This is a genomic window from Maridesulfovibrio frigidus DSM 17176, from assembly GCF_000711735.1.
Classification (GTDB): Bacteria; Desulfobacterota; Desulfovibrionia; order Desulfovibrionales; family Desulfovibrionaceae; genus Maridesulfovibrio; species Maridesulfovibrio frigidus.
Window position 1 is genome coordinate 122,244 of record NZ_JONL01000006.1, and the last position, 20,283, is coordinate 142,526.

Genomic DNA, 20,283 nt, shown 5'->3' on the forward strand with positions numbered 1-20,283 from the left:
AAGGACGATGTTTAAATAAAATGCTCCAATTTTCAGATTTAAAATCTAAAGCAGTCACCTGCTCCAAAAAATATGTATCCCTTTGGGGGCGTCTTTGACCACGCTCAGAGCAAAGAACGCCTTGAAGAGTTAGAACACGAGCTAAGCAAGCCCGGCGCCTGGGATAAACCAGACGACCTGACTCCCCTCCTTAAAGAAAAAAGTAATCTTGAAGAAAAAGTCGCGTCCTACGAAGAGCTTTCTTCCACTAAAGACGATGTTGAAGAATGGATGAGCCTTGCAGGCGAAGACCAAGATCAAGAAGTTCTTGAAGCTCTCTCCGAAAATTTAGATAAACTAGCCAAGTTAATAGAACAGACCGAGCTGGCAACCCTTCTTTCAGAACCCGAAGATAAAAGTATTGCCATCCTCGAAATTCACCCCGGAGCTGGCGGCACTGAAGCTCAAGACTGGGCTGAAATGCTACTCAGAATGTACATGCGCTGGTGTGAAAAAAGAAACTGGCAGACTAGCTACCTTGATTTGCAACCCGGTGACGAAGCGGGAATTAAGAGCGTAACTATTCAAGTGAAAGGACCTTATGCTTACGGCTTTTTAAAAGGTGAAGCTGGTATTCACAGGCTTATCCGCATATCTCCATATGATACATCCGGCAGAAGGCACACTTCTTTCGCCTCTGTAGATGTCTATCCTGAAATTTCCCAAGATATCGAAATTGAAGTTCGTGACGATGAAATCCGGCTCGATGTTTTCCGGGCAAGTGGTCCCGGTGGACAGCACGTCAACAAAACAAACTCGGCAGTGCGTATTACGCATTTACCGACCAATATTGTTGTCCAATGCCAGAATGAAAAGTCACAGCTGAAAAATAAAGAAACTGCGATGAAAGTTTTGAAATCGCGGCTATATGAAAAAGAATTGAAGAAACAAGAAGAAAGTAAAAAGGCAGACTACTCCACCAAGGATTCTATTGCATGGGGTAGCCAGATTAAAACATACACTTTACAACCATACAGGCTGGTTAAGGACCATCGCTGCGGGGCTGAAGACGGAAACGTTGACGCAGTTCTCGACGGCGAGCTCGATGAATTGATCAGGAACTACCTGCTTCATGCACACGGCGGAGAAAATGAACGCTGAATACATTGCTGAAAATGAAGCCAATCTTCTGAATGAACTACTTTCAGTAAGGGAACGCTTCTGTAAAGAAAACAATGTTTGCTTTGGCAAAGATTGTCTGGATGGACTTGCAGTACTAAGATTATGTCCAGGAATGACTCTGGAGGCATGGGAAATTCTAGCTGAAACTCACGGTCTTAATGACTGGATGACCATTCCGCTTGAAGATAACGTTACGCCTCATTTGAAGCATGTCCAAAGCGTACTACAAACCTTATCTTATAAAACCGAGCATGATCCTTTAACCGGAGCTGCGAATCGCCGGGCATTTGAAAGAACTTTGGATCAGGAGATCGAAAGATCCAGACGAAATAAAACGCCTGTGAGCCTCGCGATACTCGATATTGATGACTTTAAAGCTGTTAACGACACTTACGGACATCTTAAAGGGGACGAGGTTTTAATCGATCTTGCCGACATGATTTCAGGCAGTTCTAGACGGTATGATCTTGTCTCCAGAATTGGCGGAGAAGAGTTCGCTATCATCCTTTCAGGAGCCGGCCAGTATAAATCAGAACAATTACTAGAAAGGATTCTTGAAAATACAAGAAAACTTTCATTTGCAACTCCCGATAAAAAAGACAAATTTTCCATAACATGCTCAGTTGGATTAGCCACCTACAAAGGAATGATCGACCTGAAAATGCATGATTTTATCGAAAAAGCAGACAAAGCTCTCTATGAAGCCAAAGAGTCCGGTAAAGATAAAGTTTGCACAGCAGATATTTTAGACCTTGATTCAGTGACAAGAGAAACTCTTGTTCACGCCAATGAAAAAAAATTCTTATTCACGGGAAAATAGAGGAACGGAAATAACAAATGATCAACAGCAATAAGACATTAAGCCTTGCAATAATGAGCGGGAAAGGCGGGGTCGGTAAAACGAACCTAGCTCTAAATTTATCATACGCACTTAATGCCGGCGGCAACAGCCTGTTACTTATGGACTGTGACCTCGGCCTTGCAAACCTTGACGTTCTGCTCGGAATTTCCCCGGAAAATAATATGCAGGACATATTAATCAGCGGAGCTAAGCCCTCTGACATCGTAATTCCAATTGAAAAAGGTAAAAATTTCGACATCCTCCCTGCCGCCTCAGGTGTTCCTGAACTAGTCGAGATGGATGAAGATATGCAGGAAATGCTTTTTAGCAAAGTTAGCACTATCGTAGGTCGTTATCAGTATTTGGTAATGGATTTAGGGGCAGGTATTAACAGCACGGTTCTCTCATTTGCGTCCATGACTCAAATGAGATTTGTTGTGATAACTCCTGAGCCGACATCACTAACTGACAGCTATGCACTGATTAAAGTCTTACACACCCAGCATAGTGTCAGTGATTTCAATGTAATAGTGAATCAGGCGACAAATCAAAAAGAAGCCAAAGAGACTTTTGACCGACTAAATATGGCTTGTGAAAAATTTCTGAATATTAAGTTGAAAAACATAGGGTTTGTGCGCTATGATCCTGCCGTAACTGAAGCAGTTAGAAGACAGGTTCCATTTATTAAATACGCTCCAAAATCCGATGCGAGCCGTGATATTTTAAATATTGCTGTTAAAATTCAAAAAATTCGCATGGAAAATATGGGCCTATTAGGTGACAGGCCAGTTATCAAAAAATTTCCGTCATTAAACACCTAATAAATGCTTGACGAAAAGAATAACTTTTCGGCATAGTTGTATTAATAATAGGTAAAACTGTTTGTCACACTCAACATGACTTGGGAGAGGACAATGAACAAAAGTGAATTGATCAAAAATCTTGCTGAAGAAAAAGGACTCCATGTAGATGAGTCTTCTGAAATTGTTGATGCGTTTGTCGACGCTATCAAAGAAGCTCTAGTCCGTGGTGACAGAGTTGAAATCAGAGGCTTCGGCAGTTTCAAAATGAAAGAATACCAAGGCTACACCGGCAGAAATCCGAAAACCGGTTCTGTAGTAAGTGTTACCCCTAAAAAATTACCGTTCTTCCGCCCTGGTAAAGAACTTAAAGAGTTTTTAAACGGTTAATGCGCTTATACATATATGTTTTCATTTTCCTTGCCAGCTTTGGACTTACGTTCCAAGCACATGCTGGCAAGGACACGGTATTGTCTATAGCATATACGTCTAACACCTTCGGGACAGTTAACCCTTGTCCTTCGTGAGGCGGGAAAACACTTGGTGGACTGGCCCGGCGGGCTGGTTATCTTCAAGATCTTCGAGACTCTAAGGGTCCCGAGATTTTTCTCGTTGGTGGAGCGTTTGAATTTTTATCAACTTCCAGCGAACTGATCCCTGAGAAAAAAAGAGAGGCGCTTACTGGAGCTTTCCAAATCATGAATTATGATTTAGGACTTCTAAGCCCTGCTGAAGCAGCATTTTTAAAAGAATCTCCGAACGGCATTCCTAAGAACTGGATAGACTGTAAAGACGCTTCTGTTAAGATTGTGCCTTTAGCTGATGGTAAAAAGGCAGGATTCATTATTTTACCTTTTATAGAGAAAGGTTCGAGTAATGTACCAGACGAACTAATCAGTCAAATTGCTGAGCTTGTAAAAAAGTATAGAGATAAAACAGATATCCTGATTGGCGTGAGCTCTTTAGGGTATTTCAGAGAAAAGAAACTTCTCGCATCTCCGCAGCTTGCTGATCTTTCTATGGATATCCTGCTCGGTAGCGGAGATGGCCCGGGCATGACCGGAACTCTTGCAGATAGCGGAAAAACTTTATGGGTGCGCAGTTACCCTACAGGTAAAGCCGTTAATAGAATTGATATTTTCCAATGGCCGTCTCGTGATGCTGATTTTAAGTGGACCTCAGGACAGAATATTAAGTGGTTTCTTCAAAGCCTGCTTGATAATGTTCGTGAAGAACCGACTGTGTTGAAGCTCATTGAAGGCATTGCAGACGAAAAGTAATAGGTTGACCTTCAGGAGGCAAAAATGACTTTCCAAGGAGCATTCACTGCTCTGGTAACTCCGTTCAAGGACGGGGGAATTGATCAGGACGCTTATCGCGCACTGATTGAGTGGCAGATTGAGCAAGGAATCGACGGACTTGTTCCATGTGGAACAACCGGCGAAGCGGCAACAATGACTCACGACGAACAAGGTGAGGCTATAAGAATCTGTGTCGAGCAGGCCAAGGGACGTGTCCCGGTCATCGCTGGCGCGGGTTCTAACAATACCAAAGAAGCCGTATATCTCACTAAACTTGCTAAAAAAGCAGGTGCAGAAGCCACACTCCAGATCACTCCTTACTACAATAAACCGACCCCTGAAGGATTGGTCGCGCATTTTAAGGCTCTTTCAGATGAAGCTTCTATGCCTTTCATTCTCTACAATGTTCCGGGAAGAACAGGTCTTAACGCCCTGCCTGAAACAATTGCAAGAATTGCGACCGAAGTTCCTGATGTTTTCGGAGTTAAAGAAGCTACGGGTAGCATGGCGCAATGTTCAGATCTTATTGAACAGTGCCCGGAAGGATTCGTTGTTTTCTCTGGAGATGATTTCACAGTGCTACCGCTCCTTTCTTTGGGCGGACATGGTGCAATCTCTGTAGTATCAAATATCGCACCTAAAATGATGTCTGACATGTGTGCAGCGTTCCGCGCTGGCGACGCGGTAAAAGCGAAAGAGCTTCACTACAAGCTCCAGCCGCTTAGCAGAGCAATGTTCATTGAAACAAACCCAATTCCAGTGAAAACATCACTAGGTATGATGGGTAAGCTTGATGCATCATTCAGACTTCCAATTGTTCCACTGCTTTCTGAAAATGAGACTAAGCTTAAGGCTATCTTAAAAGAAAACGGAATAATCTAGAAAACGTCTCGTAAGTTTAGTAACTAAAAAAGCCCCAAACTAAGAATTCTTAGTTTGGGGCTTTTTTAGATAAAAAGTTTTGGGATCCTTAAGACCTTTTCCCAAAAGGTCTTAAGCCGCCGGAGGCATCCCCACCCTTACTTACTCTCCAAAATATTCCAAACGCCATCTTTCAAACAATTCCATAGCACGCTGTCCGTATAGCTCTTTGCGCCTCTTCTTATTGGCACGCATTTTCAGAGCAGGCATCAGCCCGAACTGTATATTGGACGGCTGGAAGTTCTTCTTAGCTTCGCGCAAATGGGCCAGTAATGCCCCCATTGACGATTCCAGAGGAGGATTCGGGATAGTGCGCCCTTTAGCATCTTCGGCCAACAGCAAGCCAACCCAAAGCCCACATGCAGCGGACTCAAGATATCCTTCAACACCTGTGATCTGCCCGGCAAGATGGATGCGTAAATCAGCTTTCAGTGCGAGCTTCTCGTCCAGCACTTCGGGCGCATTTACGTAGGTATTACGATGAATACTTCCGAGTCTTAAAAATTCTACATTTTCAAGTCCGGGAATCATTTTGAAAATTCGCTTCTGTTCAGGATATTTTAACTTGGTCTGAAAACCTACAAGATTAAATGAAGTCTTCTCTTTGTTTTCAGCTCTAAGCTGAACAACCGCATATGCCTGCTCATCGTTGCGAGGATCAATAAGACCTACAGGTTTGAGCGGCCCAAAAGTTAAAGTCTGATCCCCACGATCAGCCATTTCTTCGATAGGCAAACACCCTTCGAAATGAATTTCTTTTTCAAACTCGCGCGGCACAACTCTTTCGCCTGCTTTTAGTTCAGCGAGAAATGCGGCATACTGCTCTTCTGTCATCGGACAGTTGAGATAATCGTCGTCTTCGGGTTTGTATCGTGAACCAAAGAAAGCGATATCCATATTGACGGAGTCTCTGCTGACTATCGGAGCAATTGCATCGTAGAAATAAAGGCGTCCTCCGCCTATTTTTTCGATTAAGCTTTCAGTCAAAGTTTCAGATGCAAGCGGTCCTGCAGCGACTACTATTTTGGAAAATTCTGCAAGTTCAGGATCATCCAGAGATTTTATTTCCCTGCGAATGATGGTTATATTTTCTTCGGCCTCTAGAGCTTCTGTTACCAGATTTGAAAATATTGCACGGTCAACGGCAACAGCTGAACCAGCTGGTACGCGCGATTCCATGGCACATTTCATTACTATTGAACCGAATGCTTCCATCTCTTTTTTGAGCACGCCGACAGCAGTGCTAATATCCCCCGAACGCAGAGAATTAGAGCAGACAAGCTCCGCTAAGCCGGGTATATGATGTGCTTCGGAGTAATGATCCGGCTTCATTTCGTACAAAACAACGGGAACATCCGCCTTTGCGAGTTGCATTGCGCACTCACACCCAGCCAAGCCACCACCGATTACAGCTATTTTTTCCACGATCCCTACTCCAAAGTCGATTGAATTTTTTAGTTATCTCAATTAGAACTATGCTTAAGAAACATAGCTATCTAATGCTACTTAGTCTTTATATATAGGACTGACAAACAAATTTACGTAAGCAAACAGGCACATTCAGACTTATGACTGCACCAATTTTGAAAATCAAGAATCTGACTACATCTTTTGCAACTCCTGGCGGAATCATCAGGGCTGTGGATAATGCCAGTATCGAGTTAGGGCAAGGAGAAACTTTAGCCATTGTCGGTGAATCCGGTTGTGGCAAAACAGTTTTGTCACTCTCAATCATGGGTCTTATCCCTGACCCGCCGGGCAGAATCACCGATGGACATGTATTTTATAGAGATCAAGACTTGGTTGAGTTATCTGATAAAGAGTTACAGAAAATTCGCGGAAATCACCTTTCCATGATTTTTCAAGAGCCGATGACCTCACTTAACCCCGTTTTTAAAATAGGTGACCAAATAGGTGAAACTCTAAGGCTTCATAAAGGTTTAGACCGCCATGAGGCAGAACTAGCCGCTATAGAAGCTCTTGCGCTCGTCGGACTTTCTAACCCGCAAAAACAGATCAAGAGCTTTCCTCACGAACTTAGCGGAGGCATGAGACAGCGAGTAATGATTGCAATGGCCCTTGCGTGTAATCCTGAAATTCTTATTGCTGACGAACCGACAACGGCATTAGACGTGACCATTCAAGCACAAATTTTGCGATTACTTGATGACATGAAAAAGAAAATGAACGGCTCAATCATGCTTATTACGCATGACCTCGGAGTCGTAGCCCGCGTAGCATCGCGTGTTGCTGTTATGTATGCAGGACAGCTTGTTGAATCCTCAAATGTTTTCGATATATTTAAGGAACCACTGCACCCATATACTCAGGGACTACTTTCTTCGGTTCCTAAATTAGGATCAAAGGAAGCGCTCACCCCGATCCCCGGTAATGTCCCGGCTCTGAACAATCTTCCGACAGGTTGTAGATTCCACCCGAGATGTAAATTCGCCTTTGACAAATGTAAAAAGCAGGAACCTCAATTAATTAATAAAAACGGTAGAGAAATCCGCTGTTGGTTACATTCGTAATATATAACTACCCTGCCATGGACATTAAATGACTGAAAATGCACCCGAAATAAAAAATATTCTTGAAATTAAAAATATTAAACGACACTACCCTGTCAGCAGCGGAATTTTATCCCTTTCCAAAGCAACAGTTAAAGCCGTTAACGATATTTCACTCGAAGTTAGAAACGGAGAAACTCTCGGACTGGTAGGGGAATCAGGATGTGGAAAATCAACACTTGCACGCCTTCTGACTGGTCTTGAATCACCGGACGCAGGCTCTATCTTTTTCAAAGGAAAGGAGTTCAAAAACTGGGATTCAGCAAAAATCGGCACCATGATGCAGATGGTTTTTCAAGACCCCTACTCCTCTTTAAATCCGCGCCAAAAGATTGGAAACATCATATCAGAAGGTATGAGAATCCATAAGTTTGGATCACGCAAAGAAATAGCTGCCCGCGTTGAAGACTTGCTGGAGCAAGTCGGACTTCGCCCTGAACACGCCAAGAGATACCCTCACGAATTTTCAGGAGGACAAAGACAGCGCATTGCAATTGCCAGAGCCATAGCCATGAATCCTGACCTGATTGTTTGCGACGAACCTGTCTCCGCTTTAGATGTTTCCGTACAGGCACAGGTCTTAAATCTACTGAAAAGTATTCAGAAAGAATTCGACCTAAGTTATGTTTTCATTTCGCATGACCTGTCAGTAGTAAGCCATATCAGCGACAGGGTCGCGGTTATGTATTTAGGTAAATTAATGGAAATTGCGCCCACCGAATCACTTTATAATAAGCCTCTGCACCCATACACTCAGGTGCTTTTAGAAGCTGTGCCTATCCCAGACCCCACAATTAAAACCGTAGATGCTTTAATTCCCGGCGACATGCCAAGCCCGATTTCACCACCGTCTGGTTGCCCTTTCCATCCGCGTTGCTTAAAAGCTATGGATATTTGCAAAGAGACACCACCAGTTCGCAAAGAAGTTGAACCAGACCACTCCGTGTTCTGTCACCTTTACTAACTATATTTCCGAAATGAATTCAATAAGGAGCCACTGATGATATCAAGAACTGATGCTTTTGAACTGCTTACAATAAATACGGTGGAAGAAAATTTAATTCACCATGCACTAGAGTCAGAGGCTGTACTTGGAGCACTTGCTGCAAAACTTGGAAAAGATGAAACAGTGTGGTCAATGACGGGACTTTTACACGACCTTGATTACAGCAAAACATGCAATGATCCACAAAACCACGGGCTAGTTTCCGCACAAATGCTAGTAGACCACATGCCAGAAGAGGCAATTAAAGCGATTCAAGCGCATAATGCAGAAATGACAACAATTGCACCTGATACTGATTTAGACTTTGCTCTTAGATGTGGTGAGACTGTTACAGGCTTAATTCACGCAAATGCCTTGATCCGCCCCGAAGGTATGAAAGGCATGACTCCTAAAAGTTTGAAAAAGAAAATGAAAGCAAAAGCTTTTGCGGCAAGCGTAAATCGTGACATAATAAAAGAATGCGAACATATCGGATTGGAACTTGTCGAATTTCTTACTATTGCAATCGCTGCAATCGAGAAAATCGGACCAGAAGTTGGACTCGCAAAGTAATTCAATAAAAAAAGGCTGTGAGGTTAACCTCACAGCCCAATAATATCCTGAAAATTTAAACCTAAACCAAGACTATTTATCTGCAGAACTATCGTCTTTATCCTTTGCGACTTTAGATAATCCTTTTTTTCTACGAGCCTCATCTTCATCATAAGAAGATATCTGCCACGGAAAAGATTTTCGCGCAGTCATCACGGCAAAATTCTCTACCTCTTTTGCCCACTGACGGTATTCTTCAAGTACCCGTTCCCCTAGGGGTGTAAGGCTAGCGCCCTTTCTCCCTCTAGTTCTGAGCACAAGAGCGTCACCAAGAACTTCTTCAGTATTTTTTAAACGTCCCCACGCAGCCCTGTAAGACATGCCCAGCTCTTTTGCCGCCTTATTCAACGACCCAAGCTTTTCAATCTGCTCAAGGAGCTGAGCTCTACCAAGGCCGAAAAGCATTCCATCATCTGTTTCCAGCCAAAGATTAAGCCTCACTCTGGGGCAAAATTCGTCATTACCTGACATGTGTGATCCTCCTAAAAAATTACAATTCTATCACCGCGTGATATATTTTTTTAACATAAAGACCCGCAACTGCAAACAACCCCTTGCTTTTCCTAAAAGTATAACTAATTCTAATATCTTAGCGGCTATAAACATTACTTATTCTTAAATTATATTTCATTATTATAATGACTTAACCCTATTCAGCCTCACAACGGAGCCTTGTCACTTAATGAATATGAGTACTACCGATATGACCAACTCGCCATATAAAACCATATGGCATCTATCATGGCCGCAAATTCTAATGATGATTTTTCATCTTATGATCGGCCTTGTAGACGTTTGGGTTGCAGGTAAACTCGGACGGGAAATTCAAGCTTCCATGGGTATGGTCAGCCAATCTTTATTCTTCTTCCTCGTTATAGGCATGGCTGTTGCCAATGGTTCTGTAGCAGCTATAAGCCAGTCCATAGGCGCGGGGCTGATGATCAGAGCCAAAAGATATGTAGGGCTGTGTTTTCAGCTGGGAGCAATCCTCGGATCGGTAATCCTTCTCATAGGTTTTCCGTTCAGAAATAGCATACTAACAGTTCTGCGTGTACCAGAAGAAATGCGCTATGTAATGGAATATTTTATCGAAATATTCCTTTATCTTCTCCCGCTCTACTACCTGCTAATTATTACTAATGCTATATTCAGAGCGCAAAAGAAAGTAATGCTGCCACTTTACAGCATGATTATTGTGACAGTTATGAATACTGTTTTAGATCTGGGTCTAGGTCTAGGAATGTGGGGCTTTCCAAATCTTGGATACCAAGGGCTTGCCCTCGCTACATTCTATTCAGTTTCCGCAGGGGCAGCATTTAATGTATTCCTACTATATAAATCAGGATCACTTCGCAGAAAATCTTTTGCACCCTTCAAATGGGTGCGTAGCGCTTTCCCATATCTGCTCAAGGTCGCATGGCCTAGCGGACTAATGCAACTTGTCTGGCATTCTGGATATCTAGTACTATACTCCATAACCGCCAGCCTTCCATTCGAAAACGTAGTTGCCCTTGCGGGTATGACTGCGGGAATTAAAATTGAGTCAATCCTGTTTCTACCGGCATTCGCCTTCAATATGACGGCATCAATCATCATTGGACATTATCTAGGTGACGGAAAACCGGAAGAGGCCAAAAAATTTGGTTATCGAATACTTTTTCTTGCCATAGCATTTCTAAGCATCACAGCCTTAATACTCTGGCAATACATCAGGCCGATAACAGCCATTATCGCCCCCGAAGTGGTTGTTCTCGATGAAGCGGTCAACTACCTGTTCTTTAATATGCTAGCCATTCCGTTCACGCTTACGTCCATGATTATGGCTGGAGCATTGAACGGAGCAGGCGCAACCCTGTACAACCTTGCTATTTTCACCTTTACCGTGTGGGGATTCAGGCTTCCTCTTGCCTACTATCTCGGGCATCAGGTCTACGAATCCGCAACCGGCGTCTGGATAGCAATGTTGCTTTCACAGATAGTTCAAGCCTCAATAATGTTCTACGCTTTCTCATGCCTCAACTGGCAGAAGTTCAGTATGATAAAAAAGAAAAGGAATTCAGATGGATAAGCATTTCAGCCCGATCACTCTTTGTTGTCAGGATAAATTTGATAAAGTTTTAAAGACATGCAGCCAGCGAACATCTGACTACACTTTTGCTAATATCTGGGGATGGACCGACTATTACGGACTTGAACTGAATTGCTCAGACAAAATGGTCTGGGTCAGGCAGACTAAGCCAGAGCTTGTCCACTGGGCCCCCATCGGCGATTGGGACAGTGTTGACTGGGAAAAATGCGATATAATGAATACGCCCGGCACAAAATTTACACGTATTCCAGAAACTCTCGCACTTCAATGGCAAAAAATATTCGGTGACAAAATCATTCTAGAAGAAAATCGAGATCACTTTGATTACGTATATTCTGTAGAAGAATTGATTGAACTACGCGGCAAAAGATTTCACAAAAAAAAGAATCTTTATCGCCAGTTTTTAAAAAATTACGATTTTGAATACAAAGAAATCACTCCTGATTGCGTAGAAGAAGTGCTCGAAATGCAGCTGGACTGGTATCGCTGGCAGGAAGAAAAAAACAATTCCACAGCATTAGTTGCAGAAAATGAAGCTATTTCTAAAGTACTCAAAGAAATAGACTCCATTACCCACCTCACAGGCGGAACTCTGCGTGTAGACGGACGGATAATCGCCTATACAATAGCTGAACCCCTTGGGGATGACACAATCGTCATTCATTTTGAAAAAGGAAACACCCACTTTAAGGGCGTATATCAGGCAATAAACCAGATGTTCCTTGAAATTAGCGCCTCAGACAAAAAGTTCGTTAACCGTGAACAGGATCTTGGTGAGCCGGGTTTACGCAAAGCAAAGCTTTCTTATAATCCCGTAGATTTCATGAAAAAATACGAGATAACGGTACGCTAGCCCAATGATTCTGACTAGCTCCAAACGCAAAAGGTTCGTGGTTCTCGGCCTTGACGGACTTCCTGCGTCACTTGCCATCAAGCTTGCTAAACAGTTGCCGAACCTAAGTAGAATTGCTGGTAAAAACAAACCGCTAACAGCAGAAATACCAGAGCTATCACCTGTAAACTGGACCTCATTTTACACAGCACAAGGTCCAGAAGCGCACGGCATCTACGGATTCACCAAACTAGATAGAACCACCTACACCCTATCAATCAACAACTTCGACAACGTATGCGGACCGACAATTTTCGATACACTCGGTGAAAAAGGGTTGGTCAGCAAAGTAATCAATCTCCCGAATACCTATCCAGCGCGCCCCCTAAGAGGGATGATGATATCTGGATTCGTGGCTGATTCACTGGAAAAAGCAGTATACCCACCATTTTTAAAGGGACCATTAACTGAATCAAATTTTCTACTCGAAGCCGACACATCGAAAGGGCTAATGGAACCCGAATATTTAATTAGCCAATGCGAAAAAACCCTAAAATGCAGACTCCAAGCATTCGACATGTTCTGGAACGACCTGGCATGGGATTTCTTCACAATAGTTTTCACAGAAACAGATAGGCTATTTCACTTTCTCTATCCCGCATTCGAAGAGACAAACCATCCACTGCACCCCATCTGCATGAATTTTATGCATAAATGGGACAAAGCAATTGGTCACGTATTAGACAAGTTCGATTCACTCAAAGGTGAAAAAAAAATAATTTCCTTCGCGGATCACGGATTCACGTCCCTAGAAACAGAAGTAGATATTAATGCTTTCCTAATCCAAAAAGGATTATTAAGCTTAAGACACGCCCCGCAAGATCAATGGGATTCAACTGCCATTAGCGACACAAGCAAAGCATTTGCACTTGATCCCGGCAGAATATACATCCACACTGCAAGTGACTTTGACAGAGGACAAGTAACCAAGTCCGAAGCAGCGTCAATTTCCAAAGAAATAGCAACCGACCTAATGAAGCTCAAATTTAACGGGCAACAAGTAATGCAGTCAGTGCAAACAAGCCAAGAGCTATATGGTAAAGAAGCCACAGGCAACGCGCCAGACTTAATCTGTACAGCAATGCCAGGGTTCGATCTCAAAGCAAAATTCGATCGCAAAGAAATATTCGGTTTTTTCGGCAGAACAGGAACCCACACAAGCAAAGACGCATTTTTCTACAGCTCCGATGGCGAGCAAGCCAACCTGACCCGTGACACAGGAAAAATGGTTTTAGAGTGGTTTGAGGAATGAGGTGATATGCCTCCCGCGGCTTAAACCCTTTTTGAAAAAAGGGTTTAAGAATCCCAAAAACTTTTAGCGATTAGGTGCAGTTAGTTTTTTACTAAATTTTTAATTTGTTAATTTTATATTTTTCTCGGTTACTTACTTTACTAGATTTATATTTTTCGAACTTACTAATTTTTATAAAATTTCTGTTTTTTATAAATAATATTTTCTTTAATACCCCTCCCCTTAATAGGGTTTCCAAAGGGGATTATCCCCTTTGGTGGGGGTGCAGGGGGCAAAGCCCCATGCCCGTCGGAGACACACAACCAATGATAGATTTCAAAAGTGAATTGAATCCTGCTCAGTATGAGGCTGCTACGAATCCACATGGCCCAGTGCTTGTTATTGCTGGCGCTGGTAGTGGTAAAACTAGGACTATTGTTTACCGTTTAGCTTGGCTTGTGGAGCAGGGAATTCCTCCTGAATCTATTTTGTTGATGACCTTTACACGTAAGGCTGCGCAGGAAATGCTTACGCGTACGGAACAGATTTTAGGCCGCCCTCTGCATGGCACTAATGGTGGAACTTTTCACTCATTTGCTTTTCAAATTCTAAGACAGAATGCTGCCGAGATTGGTTTCCCAAATGGCTTCAACTTGATGGATCGTAGCGACTGTGAAGATGTTATGCGTGAAGTTAAGTCCAATTTGGGCTTTGGCGTAAAAGATCGTTCATATCCCAAAAAAGCGACATTGCTCGACATGGTCACTAAATCGAGAAATAAAGAAGTCACTATCGATTATTTGCTAAACTCTGAAGCATTTCATCTGGCCTGCTATGGAAAAGAGATGGAGCAAATTGCAGAGGGCTATGCTGAGTATAAAAAACAGCACGGATTGATGGATTACGACGATCTGTTATTTTTTCTTGAAGAGCTGCTAGCTAAAGATGAGTTTTTGAAAAATTCACTTCGCAGCCGTTTCCAGTATATTATGGTGGATGAATATCAGGACACCAACCGTGTGCAGGCACGCATTGTTCAGCATTTGGCTGGCGAAAATGGAAACGTGATGGCTGTTGGCGATGATGCTCAGTCTATTTACTCTTTCCGTGGCGCGGATGTTACGAATATATTGAAATTTCCAGAAATTTTCGGTGATGTAAAAATCATCAGGCTCGAGCAGAACTACCGCTCAACTCAGCCGATTCTTGATATTACTAATGCAATCCTTGATGGCGCTTTGACCAAATTCGATAAAAAGCTTTTCACTGAAAAAACATGGGGCAAAAAGCCTCAGCTTATGATCCCGCTCAGCGATTTCAGCCAGTCTAAACGGGTTTTAGATTGTATTATAGAATTGCAGAAAAAGCATGGTCCTGAAGAAGTCGCGGTTCTGTTCAGAGCTGGATATCAGAGTTATGGCCTAGAAGTCGCGCTCAAAAATCTTGGAGTAGGTTATAAAAAATATGGCGGCATAAAATTTAATGAGGCCGCTCATATCAAGGACGTTCTTTCGTTCATGCGCCTTGCTATAAATCCAACGGATATTATAGCGTGGCGAAGATCACTCGGTCACATTAAAGGCGTGGGCCCTAAAACGGCTCAAAAAATCGCAAATTCAGTAATTGCCGGTGACACCGAGGGAATCAACAAATTTTGCAAAAAATACGCATTGCTTAAAGATATACTTAGCGATCTTGATGGTTTGCGCTTAAAGAAATCGTCTCCTGCAACTTGCCTTGAAGTAATTATTCCACTTTACACTCCGATACTTGTAGATGCGTATCCTGATGACTACCCAAGACGTCAGGCTGGCATTGATCAGCTTTTGCAAATTGCAAGCAACTATAGAGATCTTGATAATTTTCTGGGCGACATGTGCCTTGACCCTGATCAGCATCGCGAAGAAGAAGTGCAAGAAAACACGATTACGCTGTCGACCATCCATTCCGCAAAAGGTCTGGAATGGAATGCCGTAATCATCATTGACCTCATTGAGGATAGGTTCCCGTCCCGCAAATCTATGAACAAACCTCTTGAGTACGAAGAAGAACGTAGGCTTCTTTACGTTGCATGCACACGCGCACGCGAGGAGTTAATTCTGTCAGCTCCAGCATCAGTTTACCGTAAAGGAACTGACCGTAGTGAGCCTGCTGTACCGAGTCCATTTGTCAGAGAGCTTGATAATTACCTGTACGATGAGATCCATGAATCATATTCCGGCGGCATGGCTAAGAAGCGAGGTGCGGCTGTACCGTCTTTCTCTAGTCCGTCATCTAGCAGAGGAGGCTCATCAACAGGCGAAGCGTCTTCCAGCAACAAAAAGCCTACCCCACCGAGTAAGATGGGATTCTGTAAACATAAAGTTTTCGGGCGTGGTAAAATTATCGAAAAAGTTGATCCTAATAAGCTGCGAGTCAATTTCCCGGGTTTCGGTCCAAAAGTAATTGTAGAAGACTACCTCGAGCTCTTGTAGGTTTATTTAATGAAAAATATCAGTTCCGAGCAGGATTTTCTAGAGCTCATAGATACTTATTTTCCATCTGAGAATGGACACGTCACTCTCGGTAGAGGCGATGATTGCTCCGTTCTGCGCACAAACGGACAACTCTGCATCAGCAAAGATCTGTTCATCGAAAATGTACACTTTCGCCGCTCATACTTCTCGCCAGCCGACATCGGATATAAGTCTCTTGCCGTGAATATCAGCGATATTGTGGCAATGGGAGGCGTTCCGAAAGCTTTCGCGCTAGGACTGATTGTTCCTGATGGACTTGGTAAAGAATACTGGGATTCACTGCTCAAGGAAATGGCGAAGCTCGCAAACAAAACCGGAATCATCCTTGCTGGTGGCGACCTGTGTAAAGGACCATCGCTCGGTATTTCAGTTACAGTATGGGGCGAGCCTTACCGTGCTGAGGGATTGGATGTAACGGACGAAGGACGATTTTTAACCAGAGGCAATGCTAAACCGGGTGACATACTTTTCATACACGGATCATTAGGCCTTGCGCGCACAGGATTGCTGCTTCTCGAAGAAACCGGAATGTCTGCCAACAAAGATTATCCCGCGAGCATACAAGCTCATTTAAGGCCCGAAATTAGCATCGAGACAGGTAAAGCTTTATCAGCCTCCCCTGCCGTAACAGGGTTGATGGATTTGTCCGATGGATTAGCGAGAGATCTACCCCGCTTTATTGATTGTTGCGAAACCGCATTCGGTGCCGAGATATCGCTGCCGGAGGAAATACTCCACCGCGAAATTCTCAAATATGCCAAAGCTAAAAATATTTCAGCGGAAGAGCACGCTTTTAGAGGCGGCGAAGATTACGCACTTTTTGGCGCGGCCAGCGCAGATAAATTTAAAGAACTTTCAGATAATGTTGACGGCATCATCCCAATCGGAGCTCTTACTGATAAATCAGAAATAATTCTGAATGGGAAACAATTCATAGAAAAAGGATTCGATCACTTTTCTGGCTAATCACTATTCCGGCAACTCTACTTTGAAATAGACAAAGGCCCTTGCCCAATTCTCGGCCAAATTCTGATCATGCCTAGCAACGCTCTAAGCGAGGTCCAGACACCTGCGATAACCCATATCCAGAGCAGCATATGTTCAGGCTGAAAATAATCTACAGTTACAAGCATTGCGGAGCTTACACCGACAGCAATCAACATTGCGTTACGGAGATAATGAAAATCTCCTGTACCAAGGTGAATCCCGTCTGTCGCAAATGAAAGCGCATTGATCGGTTGTAAAAATGTAACTGCCAGCCACGCAGGCGCAAAAACAGCAGCAGCTTCCTCTGGCACTAGCAGCCAACCCACTGGTTCCTGACCAAAGTACATTGCAATACTGAGCAACACTCCAGTCGCAAAACTCCACTGACAAACAAGCACCGCAACCTTTCGCGCCATCATCTTATTTGCACTACCTATAAAATATCCCACCAGAGACTGTCCGCTGATAGCAAAGGCATCAAGAAAAAGTGCCAGAAATACGAAAAATTGTCTGATAGCCTGATGGGCCGCTCCGGAATCAGCTCCGGCCTTCGTAGCAAAACGAGTGCATAAAAGTAAAAAGAAACAAACGCCGCCCGTACGGACAAACATGTCTCCGCCTATGCTAAACAGCCTTTTAGCGTCACTTAAGCTGAAGCCAGTATCAAAGCCATACTTTTGCCGAACGACAATAACAGCCCAAAATGCGCCAATCCACTGACTAATTGAGCTAGCAAGGGCCGCTCCGCCAACACCAAGCGCGGGGAATGGACCATGCCCAAAAACAAAGCTCCAATCCAGCACAACATTAATCAGGTTCATGCCCACAGCGACATATAGAGGCGTGCGCATATCCTGATAACCGCGAAGAGATCCGAAGCACGAAAGAGTAACCAGAATAGCGGGAGCACCAATCAAACGATATTTCATATACTCAACAGCGAGAGAATGAACTTCCGCCTCTCCGCCCATAATACCTGCTATATAACCAAGCAAAGGCAACACACACAAAGCCAGCACACATCCAAGAACAATAGAAATTGCAACCGCCAGCCAACAAAGCGAAGACGCCCGTTTCAAATCACCTTTGCCAAGCGCATGTGAAACTTCGGTTTGAGTACCAATACCCAAAAAACCAAACACCCAAAAGATAGACGAAAAAACCATCGTGCCAATACCAAGAGACGCCAAAGGCTCCTGCCCAAGGGACGCAACAAAGCCAGTATCTACCAGACCAGTAAGAGGCTCGGCGATCAAAGAAAAAAGCACAGGAATCGCCAAAGTAAACAAAGTCTTATTAGGCTTTGCCTCAAAAGAATGGAGCTTTGAAGTCGTATCTATCGTCACTTTGTATATGCCTCCGGCGTCCTAAAAAAAGAACCGCATGCTTATCAAATAAGCATGCGGTTTTAATAAACTTATTTTTTGTAGAGATCTACTGGAGATTAGCTAGTACAGCTTCACCCATTTCTACACAACCGACGAGCTTTCCGCCTTCGTCCATAATGTCGCTTGTACGTAAACCCTGACTTAGAGCTTTTTCTACAGCGGCTTCAATGAACTCAGCTTCATCAGTAAGATTGAAGGAGTAGCGTAGCATCATGGCAATGGAGAGAATTGTTGCCAATGGATTTGCTTTATCCTGCCCTGCGATATCTGGAGCTGAACCATGAATTGGTTCAAACAAGCCAGGATTATTTTCGCCGAGGGATGCGGATGGAAGCATGCCGATTGAGCCGGTGATGACTGCTGCTTCGTCAGAAAGAATGTCGCCAAACAGGTTACCTGTTACGATTACATCAAACTGGGAAGGATCACGTACAAGCTGCATTGCTGCATTATCTACGTACATGTGAGTAAGTTCCACATCAGGGTAATCAGCAGCAACTTCGATTACAATTTCGCGCCATACGCGGGAAACATCTAATACGTTTGCTTTATCAACCGAACAAACGCGTTTGTCACGTTTACGAGCAGCTTCAAAAGCAACAATTGCGATGCGTTTAATTTCGTGTTCGCGGTAAATCATGGTGTTGAAACCAACGCGTTCGCCGTTTTCTACGCTTGTTCCACGAGGCTCACCGAAATAAATTCCGCCTGTGAGTTCGCGTACAACCATTACGTCGATACCCTTCTCAACGATATCAGGACGCAAGAAACATGCATCTTTAAGCTGAGGAAAAAGTGACGCAGGACGAAGATTTGCGAAAAGAGCAAGCTCTTTACGAATTCCAAGCAGTCCGCGTTCAGGTCTAATGGAAGGATCAATGGTATCCCATTTAGGTCCACCGACTGCGCCAAGCAGAACGGCATCTGAATCTTTGCAAGCTGCAACGGTCGCATCAGGAAGAGGAACGCCAGTTTCGTCAATGGCTACGCCACCGATAAGAGCTTCAGTCACATCAAAAGTGTGGCCGAATTTTTTACCGATAACTTCAAGAACTTTAATCCCCTGCTTCATTATTTCAGGCCCGATTCCATCTCCGGGCATAACGCATATTTTCATTCTCTTATCCTTATTCTTCTATTTTAACTATCCAGTGAATGTTTTGGTCACCGACAAGAACAGTGTCATTTTTCCATGAAACGCTAAACGACTCATTAAATTTTCCCTTCTTAGACTTGGCTACATAACGCCCTTCCGGCAACTTCGTACACCAAACATAATCCCCTTGGACCACGAAGGCTTCTTTATGAAGACCGGAAGAAACCGTTCCCTCAACAGGGACAGGGGTTTCGTTAATAATGCAGCCGTAAACACTATCCGCAAGGGAAGGTGTTGCAAAACATAATATGAATGCCGTCAACAGGAAAAAGTGTTTCATAACCGAGTCCTTACGGGAATTAGTTGCCTAAACGGTTCTTAACGTAATCAACCAATCCGCCAGCATCAAGAATTTCTTTCATGAAAGGCGGTACAGGTGAACAGGTAATAACTTCACCTGTGGTCAAGTTCTTAATAGTTCCGTTATCAGCATCAACTTCAAGCTGGTCGCCGTCTCCGAGTTTCTCGAAATCGTCTCCGACTTCAAGAAGGATAAGCCCCATATTAAAACCGTTGCGATAAAAAATACGAGCAAAACTTTTAGCAACTACAACAGGGATTCCTGCACCTAAAAGTGAGATTGGCGCATGTTCACGAGATGATCCGCAACCGAAATTTTCGTCTGCAACCATGATATCGTTCTGTTTAACGCGTTTAATCCAGCCTGCTTCAAGTCCTTCCATGCAATTCGCGCCTAGTTCGGCTGAGTCGGTGGTAACAAGAAAACGTGCAGGAATGATGGCATCAGTATCTATATGTGCACCAACTCTATGAGCTGTACCTTGAATGGTCATATTCAATTCTCCCTGGGATTAGGATTTATTATTATCTGC

The 20,283-nt window shown here is 43.5% G+C and carries 20 protein-coding genes; 14 read left to right on the forward strand and 6 right to left on the reverse strand.

Features of this window, described 5'->3' with window-relative positions:
• Window positions 1-20: 20 nt before the first annotated feature.
• The 6 genes from prfB to dapA all read left to right on the forward strand — a co-directional run bounded on the left by prfB (window position 21) and on the right by dapA (window position 4,985).
• Window positions 21-1,140 (forward strand): peptide chain release factor 2 gene (gene prfB, locus BR06_RS19315; protein WP_156952705.1). Its coding sequence is split into 2 segments (ribosomal slippage): window positions 21-95 and window positions 97-1,140, totalling 1,119 coding nucleotides; the frame shifts between segments, so codons are not numbered across the junction.
• On the forward strand, window positions 1,130-1,981 hold the full coding sequence (locus BR06_RS0112645; RefSeq protein WP_031483605.1) for a GGDEF domain-containing protein: 852 nt from the start codon (window positions 1,130-1,132) through the stop codon (window positions 1,979-1,981). The genes prfB and BR06_RS0112645 overlap by 11 nt, the downstream gene beginning before the upstream one ends.
• Window positions 1,982-1,998: 17 nt before the next feature.
• Window positions 1,999-2,823 carry a MinD/ParA family protein gene (locus BR06_RS0112650; RefSeq protein ID WP_031483607.1) on the forward strand — a complete coding sequence of 275 codons (825 nt, stop codon included), beginning with the start codon at window positions 1,999-2,001 and terminating at the stop codon, window positions 2,821-2,823.
• A gap of 93 nt (window positions 2,824-2,916) precedes the next feature.
• The gene (locus BR06_RS0112655) at window positions 2,917-3,192 is read left to right on the forward strand and encodes an HU family DNA-binding protein (RefSeq protein ID WP_031483609.1); all 276 of its coding nucleotides are present in this window, start codon (window positions 2,917-2,919) and stop codon (window positions 3,190-3,192) included.
• Window positions 3,192-4,082: a UshA-like (seleno)protein family 2 gene (locus BR06_RS0112660; protein WP_420705251.1), complete on the forward strand. Its 891-nt coding sequence runs from the start codon at window positions 3,192-3,194 to the stop codon at window positions 4,080-4,082. The genes BR06_RS0112655 and BR06_RS0112660 overlap by 1 nt, the downstream gene beginning before the upstream one ends.
• A 24-nt stretch (window positions 4,083-4,106) precedes the next feature.
• Window positions 4,107-4,985 carry a 4-hydroxy-tetrahydrodipicolinate synthase gene (dapA, locus tag BR06_RS0112665; RefSeq protein WP_031483613.1) on the forward strand — a complete coding sequence of 293 codons (879 nt, stop codon included), beginning with the start codon at window positions 4,107-4,109 and terminating at the stop codon, window positions 4,983-4,985.
• A gap of 141 nt (window positions 4,986-5,126) precedes the next feature.
• Here the strand turns inward: dapA and trmFO are convergent, their stop codons facing one another.
• Complete coding sequence (trmFO, locus tag BR06_RS0112670) at window positions 5,127-6,449, reverse strand: methylenetetrahydrofolate--tRNA-(uracil(54)-C(5))-methyltransferase (FADH(2)-oxidizing) TrmFO (RefSeq protein ID WP_031483614.1); 1,323 nt, start codon at window positions 6,447-6,449, stop codon at window positions 5,127-5,129.
• A gap of 143 nt (window positions 6,450-6,592) precedes the next feature.
• Here trmFO and BR06_RS0112675 point away from each other — a divergent pair, with 143 nt between their 5' ends.
• From BR06_RS0112675 to BR06_RS0112685, 3 genes are read left to right on the forward strand one after another with little or no spacing between them, the layout of a single operon-like run.
• Window positions 6,593-7,555 (forward strand): ABC transporter ATP-binding protein, encoded by a 963-nt coding sequence (locus tag BR06_RS0112675; RefSeq protein ID WP_031483616.1) that lies wholly within the window; start codon window positions 6,593-6,595, stop codon window positions 7,553-7,555.
• Between the two features lie 28 nt (window positions 7,556-7,583).
• Window positions 7,584-8,558: an ABC transporter ATP-binding protein gene (locus tag BR06_RS0112680; RefSeq protein ID WP_031483618.1), complete on the forward strand. Its 975-nt coding sequence runs from the start codon at window positions 7,584-7,586 to the stop codon at window positions 8,556-8,558.
• Window positions 8,559-8,594: 36 nt separating this feature from the next.
• Window positions 8,595-9,152, forward strand: a complete 558-nt coding sequence (locus tag BR06_RS0112685) for an HDIG domain-containing metalloprotein (RefSeq protein ID WP_031483620.1) — start codon at window positions 8,595-8,597, stop codon at window positions 9,150-9,152.
• 72 nt (window positions 9,153-9,224) lie between these two features.
• Here BR06_RS0112685 and BR06_RS0112690 read toward each other — a convergent pair whose 3' ends face one another.
• Window positions 9,225-9,662 (reverse strand): winged helix-turn-helix domain-containing protein, encoded by a 438-nt coding sequence (locus tag BR06_RS0112690; RefSeq protein ID WP_051677091.1) that lies wholly within the window; start codon window positions 9,660-9,662, stop codon window positions 9,225-9,227.
• A gap of 211 nt (window positions 9,663-9,873) precedes the next feature.
• Here BR06_RS0112690 and BR06_RS0112695 point away from each other — a divergent pair, with 211 nt between their 5' ends.
• From BR06_RS0112695 to thiL, 5 genes are all read left to right on the forward strand, one after another.
• Window positions 9,874-11,259 carry an MATE family efflux transporter gene (locus tag BR06_RS0112695; RefSeq protein ID WP_031483624.1) on the forward strand — a complete coding sequence of 462 codons (1,386 nt, stop codon included), beginning with the start codon at window positions 9,874-9,876 and terminating at the stop codon, window positions 11,257-11,259.
• A complete protein-coding gene (locus BR06_RS0112700) occupies window positions 11,252-12,133 on the forward strand; it encodes a DUF2156 domain-containing protein (RefSeq protein WP_031483626.1) in 882 nt (293 codons plus the stop codon). Before BR06_RS0112695 ends, BR06_RS0112700 begins: the two co-directional genes overlap by 8 nt.
• A 4-nt stretch (window positions 12,134-12,137) precedes the next feature.
• On the forward strand, window positions 12,138-13,424 hold the full coding sequence (locus BR06_RS0112705) for an alkaline phosphatase family protein (protein WP_031483628.1): 1,287 nt from the start codon (window positions 12,138-12,140) through the stop codon (window positions 13,422-13,424).
• A 305-nt stretch (window positions 13,425-13,729) separates the two neighbouring features.
• Window positions 13,730-15,877, forward strand: coding sequence for an ATP-dependent helicase (locus tag BR06_RS0112710; protein ID WP_031483630.1), 2,148 nt, complete (start codon window positions 13,730-13,732; stop codon window positions 15,875-15,877).
• 9 nt (window positions 15,878-15,886) lie between these two features.
• Window positions 15,887-16,885, forward strand: coding sequence for a thiamine-phosphate kinase (gene thiL, locus BR06_RS0112715; protein WP_031483632.1), 999 nt, complete (start codon window positions 15,887-15,889; stop codon window positions 16,883-16,885).
• A gap of 17 nt (window positions 16,886-16,902) precedes the next feature.
• Here thiL and BR06_RS0112720 read toward each other — a convergent pair whose 3' ends face one another.
• The 4 genes from BR06_RS0112720 to BR06_RS0112735 all read right to left on the reverse strand — a co-directional run bounded on the left by BR06_RS0112720 (window position 16,903) and on the right by BR06_RS0112735 (window position 20,244).
• A complete protein-coding gene (locus BR06_RS0112720; RefSeq protein WP_156952706.1) occupies window positions 16,903-18,252 on the reverse strand; it encodes an MATE family efflux transporter in 1,350 nt (449 codons plus the stop codon).
• An 88-nt stretch (window positions 18,253-18,340) separates the two neighbouring features.
• The gene (leuB, locus tag BR06_RS0112725; protein ID WP_031483636.1) at window positions 18,341-19,411 is read right to left on the reverse strand and encodes a 3-isopropylmalate dehydrogenase; all 1,071 of its coding nucleotides are present in this window, start codon (window positions 19,409-19,411) and stop codon (window positions 18,341-18,343) included.
• A gap of 10 nt (window positions 19,412-19,421) precedes the next feature.
• Window positions 19,422-19,730, reverse strand: a complete 309-nt coding sequence (locus BR06_RS0112730; protein ID WP_031483638.1) for a hypothetical protein — start codon at window positions 19,728-19,730, stop codon at window positions 19,422-19,424.
• A gap of 19 nt (window positions 19,731-19,749) precedes the next feature.
• On the reverse strand, window positions 19,750-20,244 hold the full coding sequence (locus BR06_RS0112735; protein WP_031483640.1) for a 3-isopropylmalate dehydratase small subunit: 495 nt from the start codon (window positions 20,242-20,244) through the stop codon (window positions 19,750-19,752).
• Between the last annotated feature and the right edge of the window lie 39 nt (window positions 20,245-20,283).

Coding starts and splice junctions, on each gene's coding strand:
- BR06_RS0112680 (WP_031483618.1), top strand. CDS start 7,584: ATGACTGAAAATGCACCCGAAATAAAAAATATTCTTGAAATTAAAAAT.
- BR06_RS0112705 (WP_031483628.1), top strand. CDS start 12,138: ATGATTCTGACTAGCTCCAAACGCAAAAGGTTCGTGGTTCTCGGCCTT.
- BR06_RS0112650 (WP_031483607.1), top strand. CDS start 1,999: ATGATCAACAGCAATAAGACATTAAGCCTTGCAATAATGAGCGGGAAA.
- dapA (WP_031483613.1), top strand. CDS start 4,107: ATGACTTTCCAAGGAGCATTCACTGCTCTGGTAACTCCGTTCAAGGAC.
- BR06_RS0112675 (WP_031483616.1), top strand. CDS start 6,593: ATGACTGCACCAATTTTGAAAATCAAGAATCTGACTACATCTTTTGCA.
- BR06_RS0112710 (WP_031483630.1), top strand. CDS start 13,730: ATGATAGATTTCAAAAGTGAATTGAATCCTGCTCAGTATGAGGCTGCT.
- BR06_RS0112700 (WP_031483626.1), top strand. CDS start 11,252: ATGGATAAGCATTTCAGCCCGATCACTCTTTGTTGTCAGGATAAATTT.
- BR06_RS0112690 (WP_051677091.1), bottom strand. CDS start 9,662: ATGTCAGGTAATGACGAATTTTGCCCCAGAGTGAGGCTTAATCTTTGG.
- BR06_RS0112735 (WP_031483640.1), bottom strand. CDS start 20,244: ATGACCATTCAAGGTACAGCTCATAGAGTTGGTGCACATATAGATACT.
- BR06_RS0112655 (WP_031483609.1), top strand. CDS start 2,917: ATGAACAAAAGTGAATTGATCAAAAATCTTGCTGAAGAAAAAGGACTC.
- BR06_RS0112645 (WP_031483605.1), top strand. CDS start 1,130: ATGAACGCTGAATACATTGCTGAAAATGAAGCCAATCTTCTGAATGAA.
- leuB (WP_031483636.1), bottom strand. CDS start 19,411: ATGAAAATATGCGTTATGCCCGGAGATGGAATCGGGCCTGAAATAATG.
- BR06_RS0112685 (WP_031483620.1), top strand. CDS start 8,595: ATGATATCAAGAACTGATGCTTTTGAACTGCTTACAATAAATACGGTG.
- BR06_RS0112695 (WP_031483624.1), top strand. CDS start 9,874: ATGAATATGAGTACTACCGATATGACCAACTCGCCATATAAAACCATA.
- thiL (WP_031483632.1), top strand. CDS start 15,887: ATGAAAAATATCAGTTCCGAGCAGGATTTTCTAGAGCTCATAGATACT.
- BR06_RS0112730 (WP_031483638.1), bottom strand. CDS start 19,730: ATGAAACACTTTTTCCTGTTGACGGCATTCATATTATGTTTTGCAACA.